Origin of the sequence: Chryseobacterium sp. POL2, assembly GCF_011058315.1 — a bacterium.
Taxonomy (GTDB): Bacteria; Bacteroidota; Bacteroidia; order Flavobacteriales; family Weeksellaceae; genus Soonwooa.
In genome coordinates, this window is record NZ_CP049298.1 from 2,645,874 (window position 1) to 2,671,176 (window position 25,303).

At 35.1% G+C, this 25,303-nt stretch carries 26 protein-coding genes; 17 read left to right on the top strand and 9 right to left on the bottom strand.

The genetic code is table 11. The features are described 5' to 3' along the window. The first annotated feature begins 645 nt into the window (after window positions 1–645). The 6 genes from G6R40_RS12235 to G6R40_RS12260 all read left to right on the top strand — a co-directional run bounded on the left by G6R40_RS12235 (window position 646) and on the right by G6R40_RS12260 (window position 5,366). Window positions 646–897, top strand: coding sequence for a type B 50S ribosomal protein L31 (locus tag G6R40_RS12235; RefSeq protein ID WP_165135921.1), 252 nt, complete (start codon window positions 646–648; stop codon window positions 895–897). Between the two features lie 146 nt (window positions 898–1,043). Continuing rightward, window positions 1,044–2,204 (top strand): GlmU family protein, encoded by a 1,161-nt coding sequence (locus G6R40_RS12240; RefSeq protein ID WP_165135924.1) that lies wholly within the window; start codon window positions 1,044–1,046, stop codon window positions 2,202–2,204. A 111-nt stretch (window positions 2,205–2,315) separates the two neighbouring features. Next, window positions 2,316–2,834, top strand: coding sequence for an RNA polymerase sigma factor (locus tag G6R40_RS12245; RefSeq protein WP_165135927.1), 519 nt, complete (start codon window positions 2,316–2,318; stop codon window positions 2,832–2,834). After that, window positions 2,800–3,546: a hypothetical protein gene (locus G6R40_RS12250; protein ID WP_165135930.1), complete on the top strand. Its 747-nt coding sequence runs from the start codon at window positions 2,800–2,802 to the stop codon at window positions 3,544–3,546. The genes G6R40_RS12245 and G6R40_RS12250 overlap by 35 nt, the downstream gene beginning before the upstream one ends. Before the next feature lie 8 nt (window positions 3,547–3,554). Then, window positions 3,555–4,826 (top strand): DUF4252 domain-containing protein, encoded by a 1,272-nt coding sequence (locus G6R40_RS12255; RefSeq protein WP_165135933.1) that lies wholly within the window; start codon window positions 3,555–3,557, stop codon window positions 4,824–4,826. 21 nt (window positions 4,827–4,847) lie between these two features. Further along, window positions 4,848–5,366, top strand: coding sequence for a DUF4252 domain-containing protein (locus tag G6R40_RS12260; protein ID WP_165135936.1), 519 nt, complete (start codon window positions 4,848–4,850; stop codon window positions 5,364–5,366). A gap of 65 nt (window positions 5,367–5,431) precedes the next feature. Here the strand turns inward: G6R40_RS12260 and G6R40_RS12265 are convergent, their stop codons facing one another. Continuing rightward, window positions 5,432–5,887, bottom strand: a complete 456-nt coding sequence (locus G6R40_RS12265) for a YciI family protein (protein WP_165135939.1) — start codon at window positions 5,885–5,887, stop codon at window positions 5,432–5,434. A gap of 232 nt (window positions 5,888–6,119) precedes the next feature. Beyond that, a complete protein-coding gene (gene pncB / locus G6R40_RS12270) occupies window positions 6,120–7,298 on the bottom strand; it encodes a nicotinate phosphoribosyltransferase (RefSeq protein WP_165135942.1) in 1,179 nt (392 codons plus the stop codon). 39 nt (window positions 7,299–7,337) lie between these two features. Here pncB and G6R40_RS12275 point away from each other — a divergent pair, with 39 nt between their 5' ends. Next, window positions 7,338–7,595, top strand: a complete 258-nt coding sequence (locus tag G6R40_RS12275; protein WP_165135945.1) for a hypothetical protein — start codon at window positions 7,338–7,340, stop codon at window positions 7,593–7,595. Here G6R40_RS12275 and G6R40_RS12280 read toward each other — a convergent pair. Then, window positions 7,542–9,167 (bottom strand): T9SS type A sorting domain-containing protein, encoded by a 1,626-nt coding sequence (locus G6R40_RS12280; protein WP_165135948.1) that lies wholly within the window; start codon window positions 9,165–9,167, stop codon window positions 7,542–7,544. The two genes, G6R40_RS12275 and G6R40_RS12280, sit on opposite strands and share 54 nt — an antisense overlap. 163 nt (window positions 9,168–9,330) lie before the next feature. Between G6R40_RS12280 and G6R40_RS12285 the strand changes: the two genes are divergently transcribed. From G6R40_RS12285 to rpsJ, 5 genes are all read left to right on the top strand, one after another. Then, complete coding sequence (locus G6R40_RS12285; RefSeq protein WP_165135951.1) at window positions 9,331–10,710, top strand: hypothetical protein; 1,380 nt, start codon at window positions 9,331–9,333, stop codon at window positions 10,708–10,710. Between the two features lie 250 nt (window positions 10,711–10,960). Beyond that, on the top strand, window positions 10,961–11,368 hold the full coding sequence (rpsL, locus tag G6R40_RS12290) for a 30S ribosomal protein S12 (protein WP_165135954.1): 408 nt from the start codon (window positions 10,961–10,963) through the stop codon (window positions 11,366–11,368). 23 nt (window positions 11,369–11,391) lie between these two features. Beyond that, window positions 11,392–11,868 (top strand): 30S ribosomal protein S7, encoded by a 477-nt coding sequence (rpsG, locus tag G6R40_RS12295; protein ID WP_079667158.1) that lies wholly within the window; start codon window positions 11,392–11,394, stop codon window positions 11,866–11,868. An 8-nt stretch (window positions 11,869–11,876) separates the two neighbouring features. Beyond that, on the top strand, window positions 11,877–13,994 hold the full coding sequence (gene fusA, locus G6R40_RS12300) for an elongation factor G (protein WP_165135957.1): 2,118 nt from the start codon (window positions 11,877–11,879) through the stop codon (window positions 13,992–13,994). A gap of 17 nt (window positions 13,995–14,011) precedes the next feature. Next, on the top strand, window positions 14,012–14,317 hold the full coding sequence (rpsJ, locus tag G6R40_RS12305; RefSeq protein ID WP_002661363.1) for a 30S ribosomal protein S10: 306 nt from the start codon (window positions 14,012–14,014) through the stop codon (window positions 14,315–14,317). 673 nt (window positions 14,318–14,990) lie between these two features. Here rpsJ and G6R40_RS12310 read toward each other — a convergent pair. The 4 genes from G6R40_RS12310 to G6R40_RS12325 form a co-directional block, all read right to left on the bottom strand. Then, window positions 14,991–15,932, bottom strand: a complete 942-nt coding sequence (locus G6R40_RS12310; protein ID WP_165135960.1) for a HipA domain-containing protein — start codon at window positions 15,930–15,932, stop codon at window positions 14,991–14,993. Next, window positions 15,925–16,260: a HipA N-terminal domain-containing protein gene (locus tag G6R40_RS12315; RefSeq protein ID WP_165135963.1), complete on the bottom strand. Its 336-nt coding sequence runs from the start codon at window positions 16,258–16,260 to the stop codon at window positions 15,925–15,927. Before G6R40_RS12315 ends, G6R40_RS12310 begins: the two co-directional genes overlap by 8 nt. Beyond that, entirely contained in the window at window positions 16,257–16,469 is a 213-nt protein-coding gene (locus G6R40_RS12320) for a helix-turn-helix domain-containing protein (RefSeq protein WP_078703592.1), read from the bottom strand. Before G6R40_RS12320 ends, G6R40_RS12315 begins: the two co-directional genes overlap by 4 nt. 770 nt (window positions 16,470–17,239) lie before the next feature. After that, a complete protein-coding gene (locus G6R40_RS12325) occupies window positions 17,240–18,289 on the bottom strand; it encodes an ATP-binding protein (RefSeq protein ID WP_262887649.1) in 1,050 nt (349 codons plus the stop codon). A gap of 740 nt (window positions 18,290–19,029) precedes the next feature. On the opposite strand from G6R40_RS12325, the gene G6R40_RS12330 reads away from it, so the two are divergent. Beyond that, window positions 19,030–19,578: a hypothetical protein gene (locus G6R40_RS12330; protein WP_165135966.1), complete on the top strand. Its 549-nt coding sequence runs from the start codon at window positions 19,030–19,032 to the stop codon at window positions 19,576–19,578. Window positions 19,579–20,273: 695 nt separating this feature from the next. Here G6R40_RS12330 and G6R40_RS12335 read toward each other — a convergent pair. Next, on the bottom strand, window positions 20,274–20,609 hold the full coding sequence (locus G6R40_RS12335) for a winged helix-turn-helix transcriptional regulator (RefSeq protein ID WP_165135969.1): 336 nt from the start codon (window positions 20,607–20,609) through the stop codon (window positions 20,274–20,276). Window positions 20,610–20,703: 94 nt separating this feature from the next. On the opposite strand from G6R40_RS12335, the gene G6R40_RS12340 reads away from it, so the two are divergent. Both G6R40_RS12340 and G6R40_RS12345 read left to right on the top strand, forming a co-directional pair. Next, window positions 20,704–21,327, top strand: coding sequence for an FMN-dependent NADH-azoreductase (locus tag G6R40_RS12340; RefSeq protein ID WP_165135972.1), 624 nt, complete (start codon window positions 20,704–20,706; stop codon window positions 21,325–21,327). After that, a complete protein-coding gene (locus G6R40_RS12345; protein WP_165135975.1) occupies window positions 21,321–22,139 on the top strand; it encodes a DNA alkylation repair protein in 819 nt (272 codons plus the stop codon). The genes G6R40_RS12340 and G6R40_RS12345 overlap by 7 nt, the downstream gene beginning before the upstream one ends. Before the next feature lie 110 nt (window positions 22,140–22,249). Here the strand turns inward: G6R40_RS12345 and G6R40_RS12350 are convergent, their stop codons facing one another. Further along, a complete protein-coding gene (locus G6R40_RS12350) occupies window positions 22,250–23,824 on the bottom strand; it encodes an IS1182 family transposase (protein WP_165131100.1) in 1,575 nt (524 codons plus the stop codon). A gap of 281 nt (window positions 23,825–24,105) precedes the next feature. Between G6R40_RS12350 and G6R40_RS12355 the strand changes: the two genes are divergently transcribed. Both G6R40_RS12355 and G6R40_RS12360 read left to right on the top strand, forming a co-directional pair. Next, window positions 24,106–24,843 carry a helix-turn-helix domain-containing protein gene (locus tag G6R40_RS12355; protein WP_165135978.1) on the top strand — a complete coding sequence of 246 codons (738 nt, stop codon included), beginning with the start codon at window positions 24,106–24,108 and terminating at the stop codon, window positions 24,841–24,843. Between the two features lie 35 nt (window positions 24,844–24,878). Further along, a complete protein-coding gene (locus G6R40_RS12360) occupies window positions 24,879–25,301 on the top strand; it encodes a VOC family protein (RefSeq protein ID WP_165135981.1) in 423 nt (140 codons plus the stop codon). The last annotated feature ends 2 nt before the right edge of the window (window positions 25,302–25,303 follow it).

Here is a 25,303-nt window from a genome sequence, read left to right on the forward strand (position 1 = left end):
TAAAATACGTGTTTTTTTTAATAAATATGCTCCATTTTCGCGAATATGGATAACTATTTTGTGTGTTTTCCTGATTTTGAAAGGCTTTTCATAAAGTCCGAAGCCTGTTAAGATAAATGACTATTTTTATTTTGTTTTTAAAATTATGTTAGTCTTTTGTAGATTTTATTTTTATGTTGTACAAGAATATGTTTTGTCATTTATATATGTTTTTGTTTTTTCTAAAATAATTTCATTTTTGAAAAATTTCGAGAAACAGAATTTGAATAAAGATTGATAGAGCATGGCTGCTGACGGAGAAGAGCCGAAGTCATCGTGTTGTTGGCGCTTTGACAAGCTCAGTGACCGATTGGGGACTAGAGACTAGAGACTAGAAACTGGAAACTAGAAACTAGAGACTGGAGACTGGAGACAAGAATTGAGAGGGATGGGTGGCTGAGCTTGTCGAAGCCGTGTTGTTGCACTTCGACAAACTCAGTTACCAACTTTGACGGGCTCAGCGACCTGTTGTCTCAAATATATATTAAAAAAAGATTTGCGAATTAGAAAATAATGTTTAATTTTGCAATCTCAAATACCAGAGTGGTAGGATTCCATTACATCCGAAACTCATATTTAAACAAAAAATTTTAAAAAATTCTGAAAATGAAACAAGGTATCCACCCAGAAAATTATAGATTGGTAGTTTTCAAAGATATGAGTAACGACGAAATGTTCCTTTGCAAATCTACTGCTGATACTAAAGACACTATCGAATTCGAAGGTCAAGAATATCCATTAATCAAAATGGAAATCTCTTCAACATCCCACCCGTTCTACACTGGTAAAACTAAATTAGTTGATACTGCTGGACGTGTTGATAAGTTCATGAACAAGTACAAGAAATTCTCTAAATAATTTTAGATTATTAAAAGAAATATAAAAGCTTTCGGAATTTCCGGAAGCTTTTTTTGTTAAATTTGTTTTTTAACAGAAATAGAATCGATTGGCAAATGCCATTTTGGTCTAGTTTCGAATATCTAACTTCTAACATCTAACTAACAATGCAACTTGTATTTTCGGACGCACAATATTGGGAAGATTTTCTTCCATTAACTTTTACTAGGCCAGTCGCAGAGATGCGTGTCGGCATTTTGACCTTTACAGAACGTTGGAAAAAACTTTTGAATATTGACCAACACTTCTATATTACCGAAGATTTTCTTCAAGAAAAATTTGTAAAACCAAAGACTGGACAAAGCCTCTTTATAGTACCGAATTTTTTACCATCTAATGAGATTTTGCAACAGATAAAAGATCTTAAACTAGGCGAAGCTTTGGTTTATGATAATGAATTGCTTGTTGCCAATATCAATATGGAGAATTTTTCTCTTAATCAGATTGAGAAAATGACAGATGTGACGGAGGACTTATTGTTTTTCAAAAAACCAACAGATTTGTTTTCGTATAATGATAAAGCCATAGATTTTGATTTTGAATTATTGACGAAAGGTCGCGCTTCTCAAGAGCTATCTTCGACATGTGGTTTCCTAGGAAATAAAGAAGATTTGTTTATCGAAGAAGGTGCAATGGTAGAGTTTGCAAGCCTCAACTGTAAAACTGGCAAAATCTATATCGGAAAAGATGCAGAGGTCATGGAGGGGTGTAATCTTCGCGGACCTATTGCTTTGTGCGAGTATTCTAAGTTTAATCTAGGTGCAAAAGTATATGGCGCAACCACTGTTGGCCCACATTCCAAAATTGGTGGCGAGGTTAACAATATTGTCGTGTTTGGGTATTCCAACAAGGGTCACGACGGTTTTGTCGGGAATTCTGTGATTGCAGAATGGTGTAATCTTGGCGCCGATACCAATTCTTCAAATCTTAAAAACAATTATGCTTCAGTAAAACTTTGGAATTATAAATCCAAAAGATTCGAAGATACAGGGCTGCAGTTTTGTGGATTAATTATGGGAGATCACTCCAAGACAGCGATTAATACGCAGCTTAATACAGGAACTGTTGTAGGTGTGGCTTCTAATATTTTTAAATCAGGTTTTCCACCGAACTTAGTTGAAAGTTTTTCGTGGGGCGGTATGAAGTGCGATGAAAAGTTTAAGCTCGAAAAAGCTTACGAAGTCTGTGAGAAAGTCATGGCGCGTAGAAAAGTCGATCTTACAGAAACGGACAAGAATATTTTAAAATATATTTTTGAAAATTATTAAAATTTATTTTATTGAAAATCAAGCGTTTAAATTTATTTGAGCGCTTTTTTTATTTTAAATGTAATATTTTTGTCCCGATAGATGTCTTACTTATAAACCGGCAAACAACTCATGACCAAAGAACAATTTCAAGAATCGATATATACGCTCAAAGATGAGATGTATCGTTTTGCGAAAAGATTTGTGATGAGCGTTGACGAAGCCGAAGATGTCACGATGGATTTATTAATGAAGTTTTGGCAAAAAAAAGAAGAATTACTTTCTGTTGATAACCTAAAGTCTTATGTCTTAAGATGTGTAAAAAATGAATGCCTCAACCGGCTGAAGCATCATGATGTTAAACAAAATTATGCACAATTAGAATACGGAAGATCTGAACTTTATCAAATAGAAACCAATAATTTGAAAGAGCAAATTCTGAGATTTATCAACGATTTGCCAGAAAAACAAAAGATGGTCATCCACCTAAAAGATGTTGAGGAATACGATATTTCTGAGATCGCCGGGATTCTCGAAATGGAGGAAAATGCAGTGAGGATAAACCTGATGCGGGCCCGTCAGAAGGTGCGAGATGCCATTAACAAACTTTACGCGTATGAAAACCGACAAATACAAGGATTGGGAGTATAAATTCTTCGAAGGTGAGGAGCTGTCACCAGAAGAAGAACGACTTCTAAAACAAGAAAGCGACGATCCTTATTTTTCTTTTCTACGAGAAGAAAAACAAGAAAAGATGAAACTGGACTTCGATGATTTTTTGTCGAAAGTAGAAGGAGAACAGGTCGCACCGAAAATGGAACAAACATCTATTATGCCGTTGGGTTCTGCAAAACCAAAATTCGGAAATGGATTCAAAAACTATTGGATGGCTGCGAGTCTGGTGATGTTTATGGGAGTTTTGGGAGGTTATCTTTTTGTGAACCAAGAAAGTGGAGATGTTAATAAGCCTTTGCAGCCCGTTGTAAAACAAGATGCAGAAGCTACCGTTGAGCAGCAATCCCAAATTTTAGCACAAAAGAATATTGAAGATAATGCAAATGTAGCACAACAAAATGTGGCAAAGAGATTAGCCCAGAAACCAGAATTGCCAACTTCAAAAACAAAAAATATGGTAAGTGTAAGTCAAACAGAAATACATAATTTAGTAGAAACTGAAACAGATAATGTAAATTATCAAGAAGCTTATAATCCTAATTATGTCGTCATCAATGGAAAACCTGTTTACAACGAACAAGAAGCCATCGCATTAACAGAAGATGCGGTTAATTATTTGGCAAGCAATGTAAGCCAAACGGTAGATCACGCACAAAATGCAACCAGTCTTTCACTTGATTTAAAATAAATAAAAAAATGAAAAAGTTCTCAATAATATTAGTTTTATTCTTTCTTTCAACGAATATTTTCGGCCAGTCAGAAAAGATTAACCAACTGTTCACACAGTATCAAGATGCACAAGGTGTTACGACGATTAAGATTGCAAAGCCCATGTTCGGGATGCTCAACAAGCTTAATATCGGAGACTCTGAACTGAAAAAAATTAAACCACTTCTCAAAAAAATCCAAGGCTTGAATATTATGATTATGGAAAAGCCAACTTTCCCAGCCGATTTAGCTGCCGAAAATGTTGTGCCTTTGCAAAATTATGAAACGCAACGTAGCGCGATTTTGTCGGCAATTAGTAATCTTAAGTATGAGGAATTGGTGACGGTAAATAGCCGAGACAATAAAATTAAATTTTTGGCATCCGACGCAACAGACGGCATATTCAATGATTTGTTACTGAATATCACAACGAACGACAACACGATTTTGATGATGTTGGATGGGAAAATTTCTATGGATGATGTTTCCAATCTAATAGAAGAAACCAAGAATGTTACGGCGCTTAATCCGATTTCGAGTATTAATTCAACCACTCAGCAGAATACCGCAAGTGTTAGAAAAGTTTCCGCTTTCGATGGCATCGAAGTATCTACGGGTGTAAGTGTTAAATTTACGCAAGCTGCCAATCATTCCGTAGTGGTGGATGTTGAGCCAGACAAGCTACAATATGTAATTACGGAAGTAGAGAATAATGTTCTTAAAATATTTATCAGAAATAATGGGGTTAAAAATTTGAATATTAGAAATCTTATTGTAAAGGTTTCTTCTCCTAAAATGAACCGAATTGTTACCAAGTCTGGGGCAAGCTTTCAAGCCATGAATACCATTAAAGACAGAGCCTTAGCGATAGAAGCTTCTTCTGGTTCCAGAGTAGATGGCGATTTTGATATTTCATCTTCCTCAGCGATAGAATCGACTTCGGGGTCAACAATCAAGATGAAACTTCAGACAGGCAGCGTGGCGTTGGATGCAAGCAGTGGTTCTTTTGTGCGACTAAATGGTTCTGCCGACAATGTTGCGTACAGTGTGACGAGTGGCGCGACTCTGGACGGTGCCAATTTCGCAACCAAAAAAGCAACGGTAAGTGCTTCATCTGGAAGTAGTGTTAAAGTAAATGTATCGGACGCGTTGACAGCTTCGGTTTCTTCGGCGGCATCGGTTCAGTACAAAGGTAATCCATCAAGCATTGTGACGGATGTTAAGAAGATTACTGGTGCTAGTTTAACACAAATCAATTAAGATCAAACTTAAAATTAAAGCATGAAAAAATATATATTTTTAGGATTTAGTATATTGACGATGCAGTCTTGTCTCGTTTCGCAAAAACCTTCCGTTGATTTTTTCAATACGCCGTATTATCGCAATCAAGCCAATTTTATGAGTATTAATGTTCCGACTTTTTTGGCTAAATCATTTCTTAAAAATCAATTAAAAGAAGATGGTGAGAGCGAAGAAGTTATCAACCTCGTTAAGAAAGTCTCAAAAATAAAACTGATGACTTCCGAGAATATGGATTCTAAAATGATGGCAGAATTTACCAATTACCTCAACCAAGAAAAGTTTGAAGAATGGGCGTCTATCCGTAATGATGGCGATGTTATCAACATCAATGCGCAACAATCGGATGATGTAATTAAAAAAATAATGATTGTTGTAAACTCAAAAGATAATGATGCTGTTTTTATAGATGTAAGTGGAACATTCACCATTGATGATATCTCCAAGCTTGTGGAAGCGGGCAAAACATCTAACATTAAAATTAATCGTAAAAAATCATAACATACATATTAACACTAGAACTTAAATTTTTCACTAAAAAATCCCTCACATTTCGAGGGATTTTTTTATGGATTTTCCTGAGATATTTTGTCGTGATAACGCAGATACATTGGCAAAGCTGCGGAGCCGTACCATTTGAAACTTTCATAACTGAACACTCCAGCAGCTACAGCAGGATCGCTTTTTACCAAGGCGTCCGCTTCTTCTGTTGTTTTGACATTAAAGATGAACATACCACGATAATCGCGATTGTTTTTATCAAAGAAAGGACCTGCTACAGACAGTTTTCCTTCTTTTGCAAGTTTTCCTATATTGTCGAGATGTCCACGCATTAAGCTAGCCATTTTCTGTTTGTCCTCAATTTTGTTAGGTCCCGTTTTTAGCATGACAATGACGTAAGGTCGCATGCCATATTTGTCGGCGGACAAAGAGTCTGCTAGTTTTTTATCAAAATTTTTGTGTTGCGCAAAACTTAAGCTTGCACAGAAAAACAGTATAAGACTAAATGATAAATGTTTCATGATTTTTATATTTAATTGGGGCGTGTCCCGTTGTTTTCCTTGGCGCGTCCATTGCCACAACAAGCGGGTCGCTACGTTCGCTGCTATCTTTGGTATTCGGGGCTTCGGCTCCGCTCAGCCGCCGAATACCAAAGGATATCCGCTATCATCGCTCACGCATACAGCATATTGCGACAACAAGGCTCTTTTGGCGCTCGCTTCGCTCGCGCCTCAAATTCACTTCTTAATTCTATTAGTCTTTAATTCTCAAAAACTCTTTGGCGAGTTCAATCATTTTTGGATCGCCTGTATATTTTCCTCTTTCGTCCGAAAGCTTCACTGTTGGGATCCATTCGTTGTTGATACCTTTTACGCCGATTAGCTTCATTACGATGTTCATAGGTTTCAGTCCGACATCATTGGTAAGATTGGTTCCAATTCCGAACGAAATTCCAATTTTCCCGCGGCAAGCCTTTGTTATTTCGTGCACTTTTTCAAGATTAAGACCATCCGAAAAAATAATGTATTTGAAGAGCGGATTAATTCCTAGAGACTCATAATGTTTTATCGTTTTTTCGGCAAATTCTATGGGGTCACCACTATCGTGTCGCACGCCATCGAAGAGTTTTGAAAACTTTTTGTCAAACTGTTGGAAGAAAACATCCGTTGTGTAGGTGTCGGACAATGCAACGCCCAAATCGCCGCGATAGACATCAATCCAATGTTCCAAGGCTAGAGAATTGGCCATCTTGAAGCCGTATTCTGCTGCATGGAACATAAACCACTCGTGGGCGTGTGTGCCGATGGGTTTCACATTAAACTTCATAGCGAAATGCACATTGGATGTGCCTATGAAAGTTGAGTTTTTGTCTTGTAGCAAAGCTTCCATAACCAGACCATGTACGCGATAAGAATGGCGTCTTCTTGTCCCGAATTCTGCAAAAGAAACGCCTAGTTCTGTAAGGTGTTTTGCTTTTTCCACTGTCTTGTCGATGACTTCTTGGTTGGATTGTCGCTCGAGGTGGTTCATTTCATAATGGAGCTCGCTGATTAAAGATAATAACGGGACTTCCCAAAGGATGGTTCTGTACCAAAGTCCTTCGGCGCTGACTTTTAGGTCGTTGCCATGTTGTTCAATTTTTATTTCAGAAGGATCATATTGATAGCCTTCGAGAAAGTCTAAGTAGGGGAGGCTAAGGTACGGGCAAGTTTTTTTAAGGTAGGCTTTTTCCTCTTTGGTAAGTTTGAGGTTTGCCATGTCATTAACCGCTTTGCGCAGTTCTTCGGCGAAACCCTCGGGGAAGTTGTGTTTGCCACGGTTGATGAATTCGTATTTTACGACTTCGTTGGTAAAGAGTTTTACGACGGCATTTTGCATCGTAATTTTATAAAAATCATTATCTAATATAGACTGAAGTCTTACTTCTTGCATAAAAGCTTGTTTTATACAAAGCTACTGAAATATCATATTGTGAAGAATATTTTTAGTCAAAAGAATGTTGAATGTTTTAATCTAGCCCCGATGGAAGCGGCATCCTTTGGGCTTGGCGTGAGGCGGCGGAGCGTAGCGGAGCCGACCGAGCGCCAAGACGAAAGATATAGCGGACAGCGGGTGGGAAAAGTCAAGAGCATGACAACTTGCCATGCTCCTAATTTTATTGAAAATTTTAAACCTTTATTGTTTGATAAATTTAAAGTTTTTGTAGCCGTTGTCGGTTTTTATGTTTAAGATATAGGCACCCGAAGGAAGTCGAGCAACGTTGATTCTTGTAGAATTGGTGGATATAATTTGCTTGCCACTGAGATCATAAATGAAGATTCTTTCAATGTTTTTGTTGGTTGCCAAAATATTGATGAAATCAGAAGTAGGATTTGGGAAAATCTTGATAATTCTTGATGGATCTTCTATGCCAAGTTTGTCTGTTAGCTTAATAGGTTCGCGGAACAAAGAGAGTTGCATGAGATTTTTGCCAATCAGTTTGTAGGTGTAGGCTTCCACAGTGTAGGATCCGTAATCTTCGGTTGTTACTTCGTTGAAAAACAGGTTTTCTGTGGAAATGTCCATGTTTTCATCTAGATTTTTGAACCAAGTAAAGCTGTAGTCTGGTCCTGTTAAATATTGATGAAGAGAGGCGGGTTGTCCTATAACGCCCAGCACTTCTGCTGGCGCATCATAACGTTGTGGTGAATAATAAAATCCATCGTAATTGAAATTTTCTGAAGCGAATTTTGCTTGTAGTGCTTGTGGTGTATATCTGTTGTTGCTAAGGTCACAAACTGGTGGGAGCTTTGTTGGAAGTTCGCCTTCCAAATGATTGTCGCGTATGGATAACATTAACAAAGTCGGAATGTTTAGCAACTCCGAAGGAAAACTTCCCCGAAGTTCGTTTTCGTCAATCGAAAGTTGTTGGAGTTTTTTCAGTTGGATAAGGTTTGATAGCCCCGATTTTATTTTATTTTGGCTCAGATTGAGATTTAATAGATTTGAAAAACTCGCGATTTTTGCGGGTAATTGTTCAAGGTTGTTAGCGGCGATATTGAGTTGTTCAAGATTGTTAAGATTGCCAATGTTAGAATAGTTTGAAATGTTGTTCTTACTAAGGTTTAGTTTAATCAAACGTGTGAAACTATTAATAACATTGGGAACTGCTGTTAATTGATTGTTGGATAAATTAAAATCCTGTAATGCTGAAAGATTTGTAAGCCTGTCGAAGCCAGAAGTAATTTGGTTGTCGCTAAGGTCGAGTTGTAGAAGGTTTATAAAAGACGATAAGCTTGTTGGTACTTCGGTTAGTTGAAGATTGGAAAGGTTAAGGTTTTTCAGTTTTGTAAATGGCTGAAGCGTTTGGTTGATGTTAGGAATTTCGAAACGGTTGCCACCAAGTCCAAGATCTTCAAGATTGGTAAGGCTTGTGATTTTGGAAGATGGATCGCCTGATAAGCGGTTGTGGGAAATGTCTAATACTTTTAGATTTGTTAATCCGCCAAGGCTTCCTGCTAATTCGCCATTTAGTTCGTTATTACTTAAGTCTAGCTTTTGAAGTTTCGAAAATATAGAAAGATTGGACGGGAAAACACCTTTTAAGGCGTTGTTGTTAAGTGAAATTTCTACGACATCGCCGTTTTTTATATTGATACCAAACCAGTTTCTGGGATCTTTGGATAGATCCCAAGTGCGGTTCCAGTCTGGGCCATTGGTAGTGTTGTAGATGTTGATTAGCGCATTTCGTTGTGCGTTAGAAATGCTCCATTGTGCCCATACAAAATTGGAAATCAGTAGAAAAAGTAGAGTTTTTTTCAAAAGCTAAATGTTTTTTGCAAATATATATTTTATATGTAATACTTGTTTTATTTTTTTTGTTACAACTGATAAGCCTATCTCTAAGAATTTGAAAAATTATATCCAAAGGCTTGTGTTTTATTTCTTGAGAAAATTCTTAATATTGCGGGTTTTAGACTTTTCCATGAAGAAATATGTTATTCTTGCTGTTATTGTAGTTATTGTTAATCTGTTAGAAAGTTTTCTGTTACCAACAGGCGGCGTCTATGCGGATAGTTTGTCTTACTTCGAAATCGCTGCGGATTTACCTACTCCCGTGACAGATCTTTTCCCATTGGGATATCCTATTTTTTTGAGGGCTTTCTTTGAGGTGTTTAAAGATTACTTTTGGGCGTATAAGCTTCTTAATGTTAGTATGCTTATGACGGTATTTTTGTTTTCATATTTTAAAAAGTTTTTTTTCAGAGAAACGGTTTTGTTGTTCATGGGAAAAACCTTGTTGTTTGTAATGGCTATTGCGATTTCGGAAGGTCCATTTTTGTTCTTAATGTATTTTCTGATTTACTTTTTCTACCAAATTTTAACAAGTAATTCTTTTAAATATAGAGATGTTGTTTTCGCGTCGCTCCTTATGGTATTGATGTTTGTTGTAAGGTATTCGGGCATTTATGTGTATTTGGGTATAAGCTTATTCGCGCTGTATATGTTGCTAAAATCTAAAGACCGCAAACGGGTCACAACTTTGTTTTCATTTCTTTTAATTTCCGGAGTGGGCATTGCAAGTTATTTAGCCTTCAATTATATTTCTTTTGGAAGTTTTACAGGAGAAGATCTTAGAGGGCAGCCCCATGAGATTTTGGGAATTAGTGTTTTAAGAGGCGTTTTAGGAACTGTCAACGCGATTAATCCGTACATTGGTCTAAAGCCGGCATCGAATAGTATGTTTAGTATAGGCTTTCAATTTGTTTTAATGCTGGTTGATGTTGCAATATTGCTGTATTTTCTCAAATATTTTAAAAAATCAAAAAATACCACTGCTTCTTATTTCCATATGTTGTTGTGGACCATTGCAGGCGTATATGCAATTTGTCTTTTTGTTTCCAGTCTGGCGCAACAAATCGAAGAAATGAATACAAGAATGCAAGCTGCAGTCAATGTATGCTTGTTTTTCTCGTTCCTTATATTGTTCTTTCAAACGGGAAAATCGGATAAGATTATTGTAAGACTGTCTTGTTTTTTCTTTTGTTTTGGAGTGCTATATAGTTTGAAAAGTCCTGAAAGCTATTTCGAAAATCGCAAGCAGATTGAGCCACAAATGTCAATGTTCATAGATAAGGAATATAGTTTTAATAACGAAAGTAATAAGAGAGAAATGACAACCTATTATATCCCTATTATTAAAAAGACTTTCCAATACAGGCATACGGGAGGGCAAGCGGGCGATACCAAGCAGTCTATTATTGGAACGATTAATCCTAAAATAAAATGGTTAAAATTCGATACCGTGCAAGACAAGTCTAAAGTCTTGTACACTTCCGAAATTGTTTTGGACGGAAGTCAATAAGAATAGAATATTTATTAATCCTGTTTTTGTTACTATTAAATTTTCTCTTGCTACTAAAAGCAGTATCTGAACAAATCAGCGATTGTTAGTCTAGATAAAAACACTAATAGAAATGAAAAGCCTTTTAAAATATATTGTCCTAAACAAATGATTTTTAATGAGAAAGAATATTAAATTTTTATAGCATGTGTTGTTAATTAAAAAAATATTATTACTTTTGCACCCTGAATTATAATATAAAAGCAATTAAATGCCTACTATTCAACAATTAGTAAGAAAAGGAAGAGCCACGCTTGCCAAGAAGAGCAAATCGGCTGCCCTTGATTCTTGTCCACAAAGACGAGGAGTATGTACAAGAGTATATACTACTACACCTAAGAAACCTAACTCTGCACTTAGAAAAGTTGCAAGGGTAAGACTTTCTAACGGTAAGGAAGTTAACGCCTACATCCCGGGCGAAGGACATAATCTTCAAGAGCACTCGATAGTATTGGTAAGAGGCGGAAGGGTGAAAGACCTACCGGGAGTACGTTACCATATCGTAAGAGGTGCATTAGACACTGCAGGTGTTAATGGAAGAACACAAAGAAGATCTAAGTATGGAGCTAAGAGACCAAAACCAGGTCAAGCGCCAGCTGCAACAGGTAAGAAAAAATAATCATTAAATAAGGTACAAAAGCAATGAGAAAGACAAAAGCGAAAAAAAGACCGTTGTTACCAGATCCGAAATTTAATGATCAATTGGTAACAAGATTCGTAAACAACCTAATGTTAGACGGTAAAAAATCTATCGCATTCAAAATTTTTTATGATGCGCTAGATATCGTTGAAAACAAAAAAGGAGATAACGAAAAAACATCACTAGAAATCTGGAAAGATGCATTAACTAACGTTATGCCACACGTAGAAGTACGTTCTAGAAGAGTTGGTGGTGCTAACTTCCAAATCCCAATGCCAATCAGAGCAGATAGAAAAATTTCTATGGCTATGAAATGGTTAATCAAGTACTCTAAAGCAAGAAACGATAAATCTATGGCTCAGAAATTAGCTGCAGAAGTTATTGCTGCTGCTAAAGAAGAAGGTGCTGCTTATAAAAAGAAAACAGATACTCACAAAATGGCAGAAGCTAACAAAGCTTTCTCTCACTTTAAATTTTAATTAAGACAATGAGTAGAGATCTTAAATTAACAAGAAATATTGGTATCGCAGCACACATCGATGCTGGTAAAACAACTACAACAGAACGTATTTTGTTCTATTCTGGTAAAAACCATAAGTTAGGAGAAACTCACGAAGGTTCTGCTACGACTGACTGGATGGAGCAAGAAGCTGAAAGAGGTATTACAATTACTTCTGCTGCTGTTACTGTAGATTGGAAATTCCCTACAGAGCAAGGGAAAGCCCTTCCAGATGCAAAAGATTATCATTTCAATATCATCGATACCCCAGGACACGTTGACTTCACAGTAGAGGTTAACCGTTCTTTAAGAGTTTTGGATGGTTTGGTATTCTTATTCTCTGCTGTAGATGGTGTTGAGCCTCAGTCTGAAACCAACTGGAGACTTGCTGATAACTACAAAGTTCCAAGAATGGGATTTGTAAACAAAATGGACAGACAAGGAGCTGATTTCCTTAATGTTTGTAAGCAAGTTAAAGAAATGTTAGGTTCTAATGCAGTGCCTATCGTTTTACCAATTGGTGACGAATCCGACTTTAAAGGTGTGGTAGATTTAGTGAAAAACAGAGCAATCGTTTGGCATGATGAAAACCACGGATCTACTTTTGATATTGTTGAAATCCCAGCTGAAATGGTTGACGAGGTAAGACAATACAGAGGTCAATTAATCGAAGAAATTGCTGCATACGACGAAAATCTTCTTGAGAAGTTTATGGAGGACGAAAACTCTATTACAGAAGAAGAAATTCATGTTGCATTAAGAGCTGCTACTTTGGATATGAGTATCATTCCAATGACTTGTGGTTCTTCATTCAAAAATAAAGGTGTTCAGTTTATGCTAGATGCTGTTTGTCGTTACTTACCTGCTCCAACAGATAAAGAAGCGATCGACGGTACAGATCCTAAGACTGATTTGCCAGTTACAAGAAAACCTTCAGTAACTGAACCATTCTCAGCTTTAGCATTTAAAATTGCAACTGACCCATTCGTAGGTAGATTAGCATTCTTCAGAGCTTATTCTGGTAGATTAGATGCTGGTTCTTACGTATTGAATACAAGATCAAATAACAGAGAGAGAATCTCTCGTATCTTCCAAATGCACGCTAACAAGCAAGAGCCTATCGAGTACATCGAGGCTGGAGATATTGGTGCTGCTGTAGGATTTAAAGATATCAAAACTGGAGATACATTATGTGATGAAAAGAACCCAATCGTTCTTGAATCTATGGTGTTCCCAGATCCAGTAATTGGTATCGCTGTTGAGCCTAAAACTAAGGCTGACCAAGATAAAATGGGTAACGCTTTAGCTAAATTGGCTGAAGAAGATCCTACTTTCACAGTGAAAACTGATGAAGCTTCTGGTCAAACAATTATCTCAGGTATGGGTGAGCTTCACTTAGATATCATCGTAGACCGTATGAGAAGAGAGTTTAAAGTAGAAGTTAACCAAGGTCAACCACAAGTAGAATACAAAGAAGCGCTTACAGCAACAGCTAATCACAGAGAAACTTATAAAAAGCAATCTGGTGGTAGAGGTAAGTTCGCAGATATCGTATTTACTATTGGTCCAGCAGAAGAAGGTAAATCTGGTCTTGAATTCGTAAACGAAATTAAAGGTGGTAACATTCCTAAAGAATTTATCCCTTCAGTTGAGAAAGGATTCAAAGAAGCTATGAAAAATGGTCCATTAGCAGGTTTCGAAGTTGATGCTATGAAAGTCGTTCTTAAAGACGGATCTTTCCACGCGGTTGACTCGGATCAGTTATCGTTTGAATTAGCTGCTAAGATGGGATTCAAAGAATCAGGAAGAGCTGCAAAAGCAGTTATCATGGAACCTATCATGAAGCTTGAAGTGGTAACACCTGAGGAATACATGGGAGACATCGTTGGTGACCTTAACAGAAGAAGAGGTACTGTAAACGGTATGGATGACAGAAATAACGCTAAAGTTATCAAAGCATTCGTTCCCCTTTCTGAAATGTTTGGTTATGTAACGACACTAAGAACATTATCTTCTGGTAGAGCTACATCTTCTATGGAATTCGAAAAGTACGAAGCTGCTCCTAATAACGTTGCTGAAGAAGTAATCGCTAAAGCTAAAGGTTAATTTTAAATTAGATTAAAATGTCACAAAGAATCAGAATAAAACTTAAGTCTTACGATTACAATTTAGTAGATAAATCTGCTGAGAAAATCGTAAAAACGGTAAAAGCAACTGGTGCTGTAGTTAACGGTCCAATCCCTTTACCAACTAACAAGAGAATCTTCACTGTGTTAAGATCTCCACACGTTAACAAAAAAGCTAGAGAACAGTTCCAATTATCAGCTCACAAGAGATTGATGGATATCTACTCTTCTTCTTCTAAAACTGTGGATGCGCTTATGAAGCTTGAGCTTCCTTCAGGTGTAGACGTAGAAATTAAAGTGTGATACTAGCATACTTTGCTATGATTATAGAATCCCTTTCCAATTTTGGAAAGGGATTTTTTGTTGTAACAGCATTTGTTTAAAATTAACTTTTTTTGTGCACAAAGATTAATTATGATATTAGGACTTTTCTTTAACCTGAGTTTATTCTGTGATGTGTTTTAGTTGAGCCTCATTTACCGCATTCTCTGAGTCAAAGAAAGAAGTCTTTTTTAATAGCAAGAAAATTTTTGTAGAAACACAATCAATAGATTTAAAGTTGTCAACTAAGTCAGGCAAAAAAATAAAAGAATTAAGAGAACAGCTAAAATGAAATAGGAATTTATTGAAACTGAAAGCTTGAAATAGAATTAGTATTCTTTTTTAACCAAAAAATCCCCTCGTTTTCACGGAGGGGAGTTTATTTTATACCTTCAAGATTCCTAAAACCTTGAAGGTTGGTTGTAAAATTACTTCACTTCTTCAAAAATAACGATATATGATAATCAATTAGTTATGATTTTACGGTACAAATAAGGTACAGATAAAAGATCGTGAACATTGTCTTCTTTTTTATTCTTTTTGCCGTTTTCTTTAATTTATTAATTTTTGAAAAATAATTCATAAATATCAAAATTAAAGATTAACGCGTATTATTTCATACATTAAATTTGTCGGTGAAAAAAAATATAATTTTTTATTGAAAGATTAGCAATCTATTTTGGAGCAGTTTGATGTATTTTTCTTGATGTTCTTTACTTAAATAGGATTGATGAATGAGTGATAACATTTTCTTCTCTGATTTTAGAAAACGTTTAAAAGTATTCTCCACTTGTTTTTGGTTTAATCCTAATTTTAATCCTAAATTAATAAAATCGCTTTTGGAAAGTTTTTTCTTTTTTCCACCAATAGTTAATGCTGATTCTTCTTTATCTTCAGGTAAATGAAGTTGAACGTTGAGCAAATCGTAAGCAGGAGATATTTCCCAATTTTCACCATTTAATATGAGCGAAAAATTTTTGAGATGCATATCATTATTTCCTGTAATGTAACAGAAAATTACTATTTCATAAAACCTCATTAAATCTAATAAAGTGTTTGCAGAATGCTCTTTAATCGCTTTTCCAACCTTCTCTACTGAACCACGATATTTATCAAATGCTTCTAAGATTTGAAACATATCCAGCATATGAATTTTGTTTCCATTATCGTCTCTGTCAATTCGTTTTGTAATGTAGGATAATTCGCCAGATTTTAAACGAATGAGTGAGGACATCACGGTAGTAATACCGCATATTTCAGCCATTTTCATCGTCAGATGTTCATTTTCGGGCATCTCCGAAAAAGTGGAATTTTGCGGTTTTAAAATATAGTTACCTCCCAAAGCACCAACAACCGTTAATCTACCTCTGTTTGCATCCTTTAGAACATCTTTAATGAAGCCCATCGATAATTTTGGCTGAACTCCTGGAACTGCAACGGAAGTTTCAATGACTTGTTTTGCCAAAATTTCCATTTCCTGCAACGTATAATCTAAAATTGGAGGATTAGTTGTCCCAAAGAATTTCTGACTGCAATGCGGATGAAAATCCTCTTCGCCCATTACTTCTTGATAGCAATATAGACATTTTTTACCCATCACTTTTCACAATTAAAGGTTCTACACTTACTGCACCAATGCAATTTTTGCAACACGCCAAAAGCAATCCCATTCTGTCGTTTTTGTTGATTTTCCAACTTTCGGAGGCAATTTCCAAAAGCCAACCTTCTGGAATTAATCCTTCAAAAAAAGGGAACAACCTATTTTCTCTATATAATTTCTCGGAAACAGGCATTGAAAAGGTAATGAATTGATACGGAAATTTTTGAATATAATCATTATCATATTCAAAGGTGTAATCTCCATCGTTGGTTTCCGTAACGACTCCTGCAAAATGATTTTGATAAAAAACTTTTCCCTGTCTCATTTTTCAATTTCTTTTAAATTGGCAGGAACAAGTTTACTCCCAAACATCAGAAGTACCTGATTTACTTTTGACAAGCTGAGATTTTCTTTTCCCTGTTCTATTTTCCGAACCACAGTTAATGCAACACCAGCTCTTTCCGCAAATTCTTGTTGGGTAAGATTGGCTTCTTTCCTTTTTGTCTTTATAAAATTGGCTAGGTTAACGTACATAATTATATGCTTTTGCAATTATTTTATGCAAATATATTAAATTATATGCAAAAACGTATAAAATAATTAAATTTGCAATAATTATATGCAATTAGATATATAAATTTAGTATTAAATACATTGTCTAATAAATAAAGACTTTATGCTATTAAACCCTTCGGATAACTTGTCTGAAGTTAATAATATTTTAAAATGAGTTGTTTTTAACCCCTATTATATTGTGCATTAAAATCACTGTTTAAATGTCTTGCTAAATCTTTTGAAACTTTACCATCGCAAACCAATACTTCATTCTTCAATTCTGATTTGAATCGTTTCTCAAGATGATGAATTGTATCTACATATTTGAAAACAGAATAATTTTTCTGTTCGGCTCATTAGCTAGAAGGCGTTTTATTTTTTTATAATTTCTTCCTGCTTAGGATCATTCTCTACTAATTTTAAGTCTTTCAGTCGCTTTTGAATATCTTTAAATAATTGAATATCCGAATCTATATCATCTAAAAACTCTTGTTGCCTATGAAAAGTATCAACATTATAAACTTCATTGTTTTTAGGAGTTTTTCGTTTGAGTGCCTAAATAATTACAAAGGTGTAACCCCACTAACAATTTTATTTTTTATTGAGGATTTTTTTGAAGACTTAAGTAGATATCTGACCATCCTGAAAAATAAAAATAACCTACCAGAAATTTCAGCTTATCACTAATGGAAATCAAATTATTCAATCTTCCTTTTAGTGTTTTTTGTTGTTTATTATTGGTAATAAAATTATTCGACATTGTATTTAGTGATAAAGTAATTGATATATTGTTTTAAATACGTCCCTAAATAGTAAGGCAAATTCATTAACAAGTAAGGTTTCCCTTCTGGTGTAACAGTTTCTTCAATGTTGAATTTCCCTCCATACATTCTGACTGCGAATTGATGAGGGGCTTGATTCACAAATTGATGCAAGGATTTCAAACTTCCCGTTTTCCCCGATTTAATTTCAATAGGAATCAAGAATTTCCCGTGAGCAATGAGCAAATCAACCTCTGCTGACGATTGCGTTTTGTCCCGAACCCAAAAGTTGGTCTTTTTGTAATCCGTAGTATTCAAAGACAAAACTTCCTGATTGATAATATGAGGGATAGTCGCTCCTTTGTATGCTTCGTTAAGGTCTTTCATTAGCAACAAATCGGCTTGAATATTCTGATCAAAATTTAAAATTCCTGTATCCAAAAATTGTAATCGTGGCGATTTTTTATAATCTGGAAGAATTGGCGGCTCTACATTGGTACAAGGATAAATTACCTGAATGACCTTTGCGGCATCTAAATTATTGAATGCCTCGCTCACTTCCCTCGACTTATAATTAGAGTGTCCGAAATTTTGAAATTTAATCCGTTGGTCAACAAATGATGCAGCGGTATTTACGATGTGTTGCATCACATTTTCTTCCGATTTACTATCTGCATATTTTATCACATCATCTTTGTAGGTATTCCAAATACTTTCATAAATCTGTGGAAGGAATAATAAATCTTTATGAGCAACATAGTTGACAACAATTTCGGGCATTCCCCCAATAATACAATAGGTGTGGAATTCTTTCATCAAAAGTTCGTGGGCAATGTCGTCAACGGGAACATTCCGAAATCTTTCTAACAAATTCTTTTTCCCCTGTGCTTCAAGATATTCCTGAAAATTTAAAGGAAACAAATACAGATAATTAATCCTACCTACTGGATAATTTTTAGTTTTCTTTAAGGTATGCTCCAGCAAAGACCCCGCAGCAATGACATTCAATTCTGGCAAGTCCTCATAAAAATACCGCAAAAAAGAAATAGCTTTTTCGGATTCCTGGATTTCATCAATAAAAAGCAGTGTCTAGGGAAAATCTTTTGGAGAGATTTCATTTTTTAATGCAAAAAATTGACCAATTCCTGCACACTATTACTCCGTTCTACGAGATTAGCATCTTCGCTTTTTTCTAAATTAAACTCTATAAAATGGGTATAACTTTCCCCGAAACTACGAACCAAGGTCGTTTTCCTACTTGTCGAGCTCCTCTTAGTATCAACGGTATGGCATTAGAACTCGTTTTCCATTGAACCAACTCATCAAAAAATATGTCGTTTAAAATTCATTCTTATCATAAAACAAACCCAAATTTACTAAATTTTCGTAACAAAACAAGGGTGATTTTTGCACTTCATTTTTGATTTGATTTATATATAAAATGCAAATCGAGCTCCGTTAACAATTTTCTATAATAATTATCCTCAGGAACTAGCATATCTAGACTGAGTTCGTAGAACAGTTGTGATGTAAAGTGTTTTCGTCCTTGCATATTTAAATTTACGAAAATTTCATATCATAAATAACAGTTTTTAACTATATTTGAGTTGTGCAACAGGCACAAGGGTTTTGCAATAGTGGGGCTGAAAGTTAAAGGCTCAACATTTGTGCTACTATTGAGCTTTGGTGCAATCATCAACTAACGTTCTTCGATTGCCCCACCATCGCAAAGCCCCAAACCGTTATCTGCAAAGCAAAAACCATGATTGTCAATTAAAATGAAGGAAGAAAAATTCCAATTTGGTCAGTACTCAAATGAAAATCACACTTATTATGATGAAAATAATGAGGAATATGAATCATTCTTACAACAAACCGCTCCATTAATTGGTTACATTGTGCATGATTTTAATAAACTTGATGAGAGTTTAAACAACGCTATTTGGCAAATAATATCTGATAGAACTGACGAAATAGGAGCATTAATTACTTACAAAATGAATTTTTCCGCAAAAGTTGATTTGTTTAATAGAATAATTAAATCAATGGAAATAGGTTGTGATAATGAAATTCCAATTTTAAATGAATTAATTGAAAAACTTAAGAGATGTGCAACTTTAAGAAATGCTGTAGTACATGCTGAATGGTATAATATGAATGAAAAAGGCTATACTTTTGTAAAACTAAATTTTGAAAAAAATGGTTTGAAACAACATTATTGGCAGTTTACACCAGAGTCTCTTAGAAAAATAGTTGATTTAATTAACGAAACTTACTTTCTATTTGATACTTATTATGAACAAAAAGATGATTTGCTCAGCAGCTAACATATTCTATGTCAAAAAACAAGAAAAATTTTAAATATTTTCAATTGGCAAATTGATGGGTTTTTACATAGGGCGTTTCTCGTTTGATGACTGCAAAAATGCGGCTTACCAGTTTGCATTTTACATTATTTAAGGCTAATAAACTGTGTTTGCCTTCTCCTTTTTTTCGTTCGTAGTATAATTTGAGTTTCCGTTGTTGGCACAAGCATCTTGCCCGTGTCTGCATAACCTATTTTCATTAATCTGTAAAATTTGTATTACTGCTCATCTTTTATTTATTGTAAGCACGAGCGCTAGGGAGACCCTGCTAAGAATGATAAGATAAAAAAAGTGATAACGTTGTTATGTTCTTTTAATCGCAAAGGTTTTATATGCTTTGTATTTAGTTTTTAAAAAAAAAAAATTAACATGTTATAAAGCTAAAAAACAATGGTAAAAACATTCCTTTTGTATTCTTTTATCATAAAAATATGATATTATTATAAATCTCATAAATTAATAGCCATAACACAGCAATTTAACTTCGCATTTTATATAGATTAAAAAACAGAACGAAACATACAACTTACTAATTCTATACAAAATACGAAACCAAAAAAACACAAAAAACATATATAAAATAAACACTTACAATAAATAATAAAAATATTTGTGGTTTCACAAAACTTTCGTACATTTACGTGTTGTAGGCAATTTTAACCGCCCGAACCGTCCAAAGATTTTCCCCATTCGTTTAAATCCCAAAGAATTTTTACCAAACCATTTCCTAAATCCGACAACTCATATTCAACACGAGGAGGAAGCTCATTAAAAGAAGTTTTGGTAAGCAATCCATCTTCAACCATTTCAGAAAGTTGTTGATTGAGTACTCTTCGGTCAACATTTTTTATGCCACGCAAAAACTCGCTTGGTCGTTTTTTTCCTTCGTTGATTTGCCAAACGATGGAGATTTTCCATTTTCCATTAATGGCGTTTACTGCTTTTTCCAACGGACACATTTTTTCTTCTATCGTTAAAACCTTTATCCCCATAAAATTGACTTTTTTATCCCCTATTGATTAATTAATGCGGTATTGTGAGAGCGTTTCTACTACTATAAATTTGCTCAAATTCAACTACAAAAATATGAATATTTTAAGAATCGATTCAAGCGTAAGAGTACAAAACTCGAAGTCAAGAGAATTGACGGATTTTTTTCTGAAAGAACTTTCAACAAAACAAAATTTTAACCTAAAAATCTGTGACGTAGGCATTAATCCACCAGCATTTCCAACCGATGAATTCATAAAAGCAAATTACACTTTGCCCGAAAACAGGACGGACGAAATGAAATCAATTTTAGCAAATTCAGATGCGTTGATTGATGAATTGTTTTGGGCGGATAAAATCGTGATTGCTTCGCCAATGTACAATTTTACCATTTCGGCAACATTAAAGGCGTATATCGATAATATCGTAAGAATTGGACGCACATTTTACATAAACGAAAAAAGTGAAATGCAAGGTTTACTCAACGATAAAAAACTATTGGTCATCACTTCCAGAGGTGCAATGTTTTACGGCAAAAATGAAAATTTGGAATCGTTCGATTTTCAAGAAAGCTATCTAAAATCGGTGTTTCTGTTTATGGGAATTTCCGATTCCACTTTTGTAAATACAGAAGCCCAAGACTTTGGAACTACCGAAATGAAAATGATTAACTTTGAACATTCTAAAAATCAATTATCCGAACTTTCTAAAATATGGTAGAACCGCAGATTTTAAACAGAAAAGGAGCTTTAAAGGCAGAGAATATTCCAACCGAAGTTTTGGAATTATTGAATAGCGGAAAAATAGAAACCGTGAATTTAACGGAATGGTTGGCTGTAAATCATATTCAACTCATCAAAACCAATTTTTCGGAATTGGGAATTTCAAATTCAGTCATAGAAAAGGTTTTGGGCGAAATCCAAAAGCAGAAAAAATCTTCCACAATGAACACCATAAAAGTTGTTGGCGAAATGCTTTACAAAGAATTGAAAGACAAAAAAGAGTTTGAAAAAATCTTAGATAGTTTAAGCAATCATCCGTCCGATTCTATTCGTTGTTATGCTCCGTATTTAATTTCGCTGAATGAAAAATTAGAAATTCAAGAAAAGCTAAACCAAGCAAAACCTTTGATTGCCGACACTCATTTTGGTGTTCGGGAAATAGTTTGGATGGCTTTACGCCTCGAAATTGAAAAAAATCTTGAAGTATCGATTGAGTTTCTAACAGATTGGACAAAAAATGAAGATGAAAATATCAGACGATTTACCACCGAAGCAACAAGACCAAGAGGCGTTTGGTGCAAACACATTGACCAACTGAAAGAAACACCTGAAATCGCTTTGCCCATTCTGGAAAACTTAAAATCCGACACTTCAAAATATGTTCAAGACAGCGTTGGGAATTGGCTCAATGATGCAAGTAAATCCCGACCCGATTTCGTAATTGAACTCTGCAAAAAATGGCAAAAAGAATCGCCCACAAAAGAAACCGAAAAAATAATTAAAAGGGCAAAAAGAACGATTGAGAAATAAAAACTGCCTACAACATCGGTAACTGTTGCACAACTCCTTTTTTTTAGAAAATAGTTTTCAAAAACATGAAATTTTGACCTCTTTAGAAGCAATTTTAGAGAGGTTTTTTTTTAGTTGTAGTTCAAAATTCTAGAATTTGAATAGCTTAAAATCGAGTTTTTATAGACTGAAAAGGCGCGTTTTGAAAAAGCAAAGTTCTTCCCTTGTTTTAGAGATAGAACTTGGGCTAAAATACTTGGTTTTTTAATGGTAAAACGCATGTATTTCTTCAAGTTGTAGGTTAAACTTGCCATCAGTACATGTTTGTTTGCGTTTTTGATGCCTCGAGTGTTGACTCGTTTCATGTTGGTAAAGTTGATCAACGTTCCAATGACGGGTTCTACCGTTTTGCTTCGCACTCTAACCATTTTCTTGGCATATTTCTCGTTTTGGGTGAGTTTTTGATGCATACGGTCGTAATGTTCTTTGTGGATGCTGTCGTCTAGCTTTTTAAACTTGGTGCTTTTGCCACAGCATTGTTCTCTTAGTGGACAGTTTTTGCAATCTGTTTCACTGCTTCGGTACGTTCGTTTGGTGTAGCCTTTACTATCCATTTTTTCGCCTTTGAAAAGCAGTTTAGCTTGCTTACCTTCGGGTTTTGTGCATTGATAATAGTTTTCTTCTTTGTGGTAAGTAAAACCTTCTCGCTCTGATTTGTATTGTCCGAAGTTAGGGATGTAGGCGTTGATGTTTTTTTCGTGCAAATACGCCAATGCTTCGCCACTGCTGTAACCACCATCGGCTAAAAGTTCTTGTAATTCTATTCCGTTTTCCTTTAGGTTTTCTTCTGTGAGTTCTACAATTTGTTCTAAACACTGACTGTCGCGTTTATCCGCAAAATCTGAACACGCTCCTGTAATGACATGGTGCGCATCGTCAACTGCGATTTGTCCAAAATAATTTAATTGTCGCGCTTTGCCGGGTTTTACACTCACTCTAGCATCGCTATCTGTGGGAGAATAATGGGTGTGATTAGATAGGTATTTGGGACGGATGAGATTGCCGTTTTCATCTATCTGTCTACTATTGCTATTTGCTGGCATTCCTTTATACGCTTCTGCTTTCCAATCATGGTGGCGTTCAACGAGTTTCTTGCGGGTGGTAGTTACTTTGTATTCGCTGTTTTCTTCTAGTTCGTTTACAAAAGCACTGGCGTCTTCTAAAACTTCTTTCTCTACCAAGCTATCCATAGAAGCATTAGCTTTGATGAAAACGCTGTCCACCGCTTGTCGTTTACCACGAACCATATTTTTAGAAACGCACATTCTCAAGACTTCTTTAAACAAGTTTAAAAAGACTTCTTCGCCATACAAACCGCGAGTTCGGCTAATGGTACTGTGCCAAGGAAGCTGCTCATGTACATCATAACCTAAAAACAATCTTATCGACAAGCTATCACTACAAAAAGCTATCAACTGTCTATCTGAATTGATATTGTTTAAATATCCCACCAATAATATCTTAAAGAAAACAACAGGATCTATACTCTCTTGTCCTTCCTTACCATAATACTTTTGAGTTGCTTTATAAATGAAATCTAAATTGAGTTCGGATAACATTTTTCTATAAAAATTATCCTCTGGAACTAGGTCTAATAAATTGACCGAAACAAATAATTGTGGTGTAAAACTCTTCTTTCCTTGCATACATCAATTTACGAAATATCCCGTTTTTATACAAGTTTATTTGTATATTTGAGTTGTGCAACAAGCACATCGTGTTTGCGAAAGAGCGGGTTAAGTTCAAACCTGAACTTTTGTACTTTTTTCACCGCAAAAACCATTTTTTATTTGCAAAAAAATGTAAATTAGCAAATAAAAAAATGGTTTTGCTAACGTCGGTGCAAAGTTGAAACTTACTGCTTTCTACCCCGCTCCTTCGCAAACACGCGGATCGTTATATGCCATTTTAGAGCAACGTTACGTCAATGAAATACAGAGAAATAGCACCGAAGGGATTTTTGACGAACTTCATTCAAAGTTTTTGGGAATATGAAACTTTTGAAACTGATTTTGAGCATACCATTATTCCAGACGGATATTTTGACTTGATTGCCCAATTTGAAAACAACAAATTGACCCTTGTAAAACTCACAGGGGTTTGGACTAATCCTATTAACGTAAATATTCCAAAATCAACAAAAATATTTGCTGTTCGTTTCAAGCTTTTGGCAACTGAATATTTATTTCAGCAGGAAATAAAATCTATTCTGAACACAACCAAAAATTTACCACAAACATTTTGGAATCTAAACATCTATACAACTGATGAATTTGAAAAATTTGTTTTTGATATTTTTAATCGGTTAGAAAATTCAATCAAACATTTAAAAGAAATCGACAACAGAAAACTCAAACTTTTTGAACTGATTTACAGCAAACAAAACTTATCCGTTGAGCAGCTTTCGGAGAATGTATTTTGGAGCAGTCGCCAAATAAACCGTTATTTCAACCAACAATTTGGATTTTCTTTGAAGTCGTTTTTAAATATTGTTCGTTGCAATTCTTCCTACAAGGATATTTCTAAAGGCAATCTTTTCCCAAGCGAAAATTATTTTGACCAAGCACATTTCATCAAAGAAATCAAAAGATATACAGGAACAACGCCAAGCAAATTATTCAAAAACGAAAACGTCCGATTTTTACAATTAGCAACCAAAGAGTAAGAGTAATTTTGCATCATAAACTAAAAAGATTTATAATGAAGATTACGAAACTCACCCCAAATTTTGAAGTAACAGATGTGAAAAAATCAGTCGCTTATTATACAGAAAACTTCGGTTTTAAATTGATAATGACTGTTCCAGCGACACAAGACGCAATAGAACAAGGCTTTGCTGAAAATAAAGAGTATGTCTATGCAATGATGCAAAAAGACAATGTGGAGATTTTTTTTCAACGCACCGACACATTCAAGGAAGATGTTGTTTTTGCACAAGGTTTGCCAATCGGAGCATCCGTTTCATTTTATATGGACATTGAAGGAATTAAGGAATTTCGTCAAGAAATGAAATCGAAAAATCTGAAAGTAACCGAGCTGAAAACAACTTGGTACGGAATGCAGGAATTTTATTTAAAAGACCTTAATGGATATATTCTTGGATTTGCCGAAAAAGCCGAATAAAA

Bases quoted from the DNA above. Each gene is read 5' to 3' on its own strand.
- G6R40_RS12235 (WP_165135921.1), top strand. From the start codon at position 646: ATGAAACAAGGTATCCACCCAGAAAATTATAGATTGGTAGTTTTCAAA.
- G6R40_RS12240 (WP_165135924.1), top strand. From the start codon at position 1,044: ATGCAACTTGTATTTTCGGACGCACAATATTGGGAAGATTTTCTTCCA.
- G6R40_RS12245 (WP_165135927.1), top strand. From the start codon at position 2,316: ATGACCAAAGAACAATTTCAAGAATCGATATATACGCTCAAAGATGAG.
- G6R40_RS12250 (WP_165135930.1), top strand. From the start codon at position 2,800: ATGAAAACCGACAAATACAAGGATTGGGAGTATAAATTCTTCGAAGGT.
- G6R40_RS12255 (WP_165135933.1), top strand. From the start codon at position 3,555: ATGAAAAAGTTCTCAATAATATTAGTTTTATTCTTTCTTTCAACGAAT.
- G6R40_RS12260 (WP_165135936.1), top strand. From the start codon at position 4,848: ATGAAAAAATATATATTTTTAGGATTTAGTATATTGACGATGCAGTCT.
- G6R40_RS12265 (WP_165135939.1), bottom strand. From the start codon at position 5,887: ATGAAACATTTATCATTTAGTCTTATACTGTTTTTCTGTGCAAGCTTA.
- pncB (WP_165135942.1), bottom strand. From the start codon at position 7,298: ATGCAAGAAGTAAGACTTCAGTCTATATTAGATAATGATTTTTATAAA.
- G6R40_RS12285 (WP_165135951.1), top strand. From the start codon at position 9,331: ATGAAGAAATATGTTATTCTTGCTGTTATTGTAGTTATTGTTAATCTG.
- rpsL (WP_165135954.1), top strand. From the start codon at position 10,961: ATGCCTACTATTCAACAATTAGTAAGAAAAGGAAGAGCCACGCTTGCC.
- rpsG (WP_079667158.1), top strand. From the start codon at position 11,392: ATGAGAAAGACAAAAGCGAAAAAAAGACCGTTGTTACCAGATCCGAAA.
- fusA (WP_165135957.1), top strand. From the start codon at position 11,877: ATGAGTAGAGATCTTAAATTAACAAGAAATATTGGTATCGCAGCACAC.
- rpsJ (WP_002661363.1), top strand. From the start codon at position 14,012: ATGTCACAAAGAATCAGAATAAAACTTAAGTCTTACGATTACAATTTA.
- G6R40_RS12310 (WP_165135960.1), bottom strand. From the start codon at position 15,932: ATGGGTAAAAAATGTCTATATTGCTATCAAGAAGTAATGGGCGAAGAG.
- G6R40_RS12315 (WP_165135963.1), bottom strand. From the start codon at position 16,260: ATGAGACAGGGAAAAGTTTTTTATCAAAATCATTTTGCAGGAGTCGTT.
- G6R40_RS12320 (WP_078703592.1), bottom strand. From the start codon at position 16,469: ATGTACGTTAACCTAGCCAATTTTATAAAGACAAAAAGGAAAGAAGCC.
- G6R40_RS12330 (WP_165135966.1), top strand. From the start codon at position 19,030: ATGAAGGAAGAAAAATTCCAATTTGGTCAGTACTCAAATGAAAATCAC.
- G6R40_RS12335 (WP_165135969.1), bottom strand. From the start codon at position 20,609: ATGGGGATAAAGGTTTTAACGATAGAAGAAAAAATGTGTCCGTTGGAA.
- G6R40_RS12340 (WP_165135972.1), top strand. From the start codon at position 20,704: ATGAATATTTTAAGAATCGATTCAAGCGTAAGAGTACAAAACTCGAAG.
- G6R40_RS12345 (WP_165135975.1), top strand. From the start codon at position 21,321: ATGGTAGAACCGCAGATTTTAAACAGAAAAGGAGCTTTAAAGGCAGAG.
- G6R40_RS12350 (WP_165131100.1), bottom strand. From the start codon at position 23,824: ATGCAAGGAAAGAAGAGTTTTACACCACAATTATTTGTTTCGGTCAAT.
- G6R40_RS12355 (WP_165135978.1), top strand. From the start codon at position 24,106: ATGAAATACAGAGAAATAGCACCGAAGGGATTTTTGACGAACTTCATT.
- G6R40_RS12360 (WP_165135981.1), top strand. From the start codon at position 24,879: ATGAAGATTACGAAACTCACCCCAAATTTTGAAGTAACAGATGTGAAA.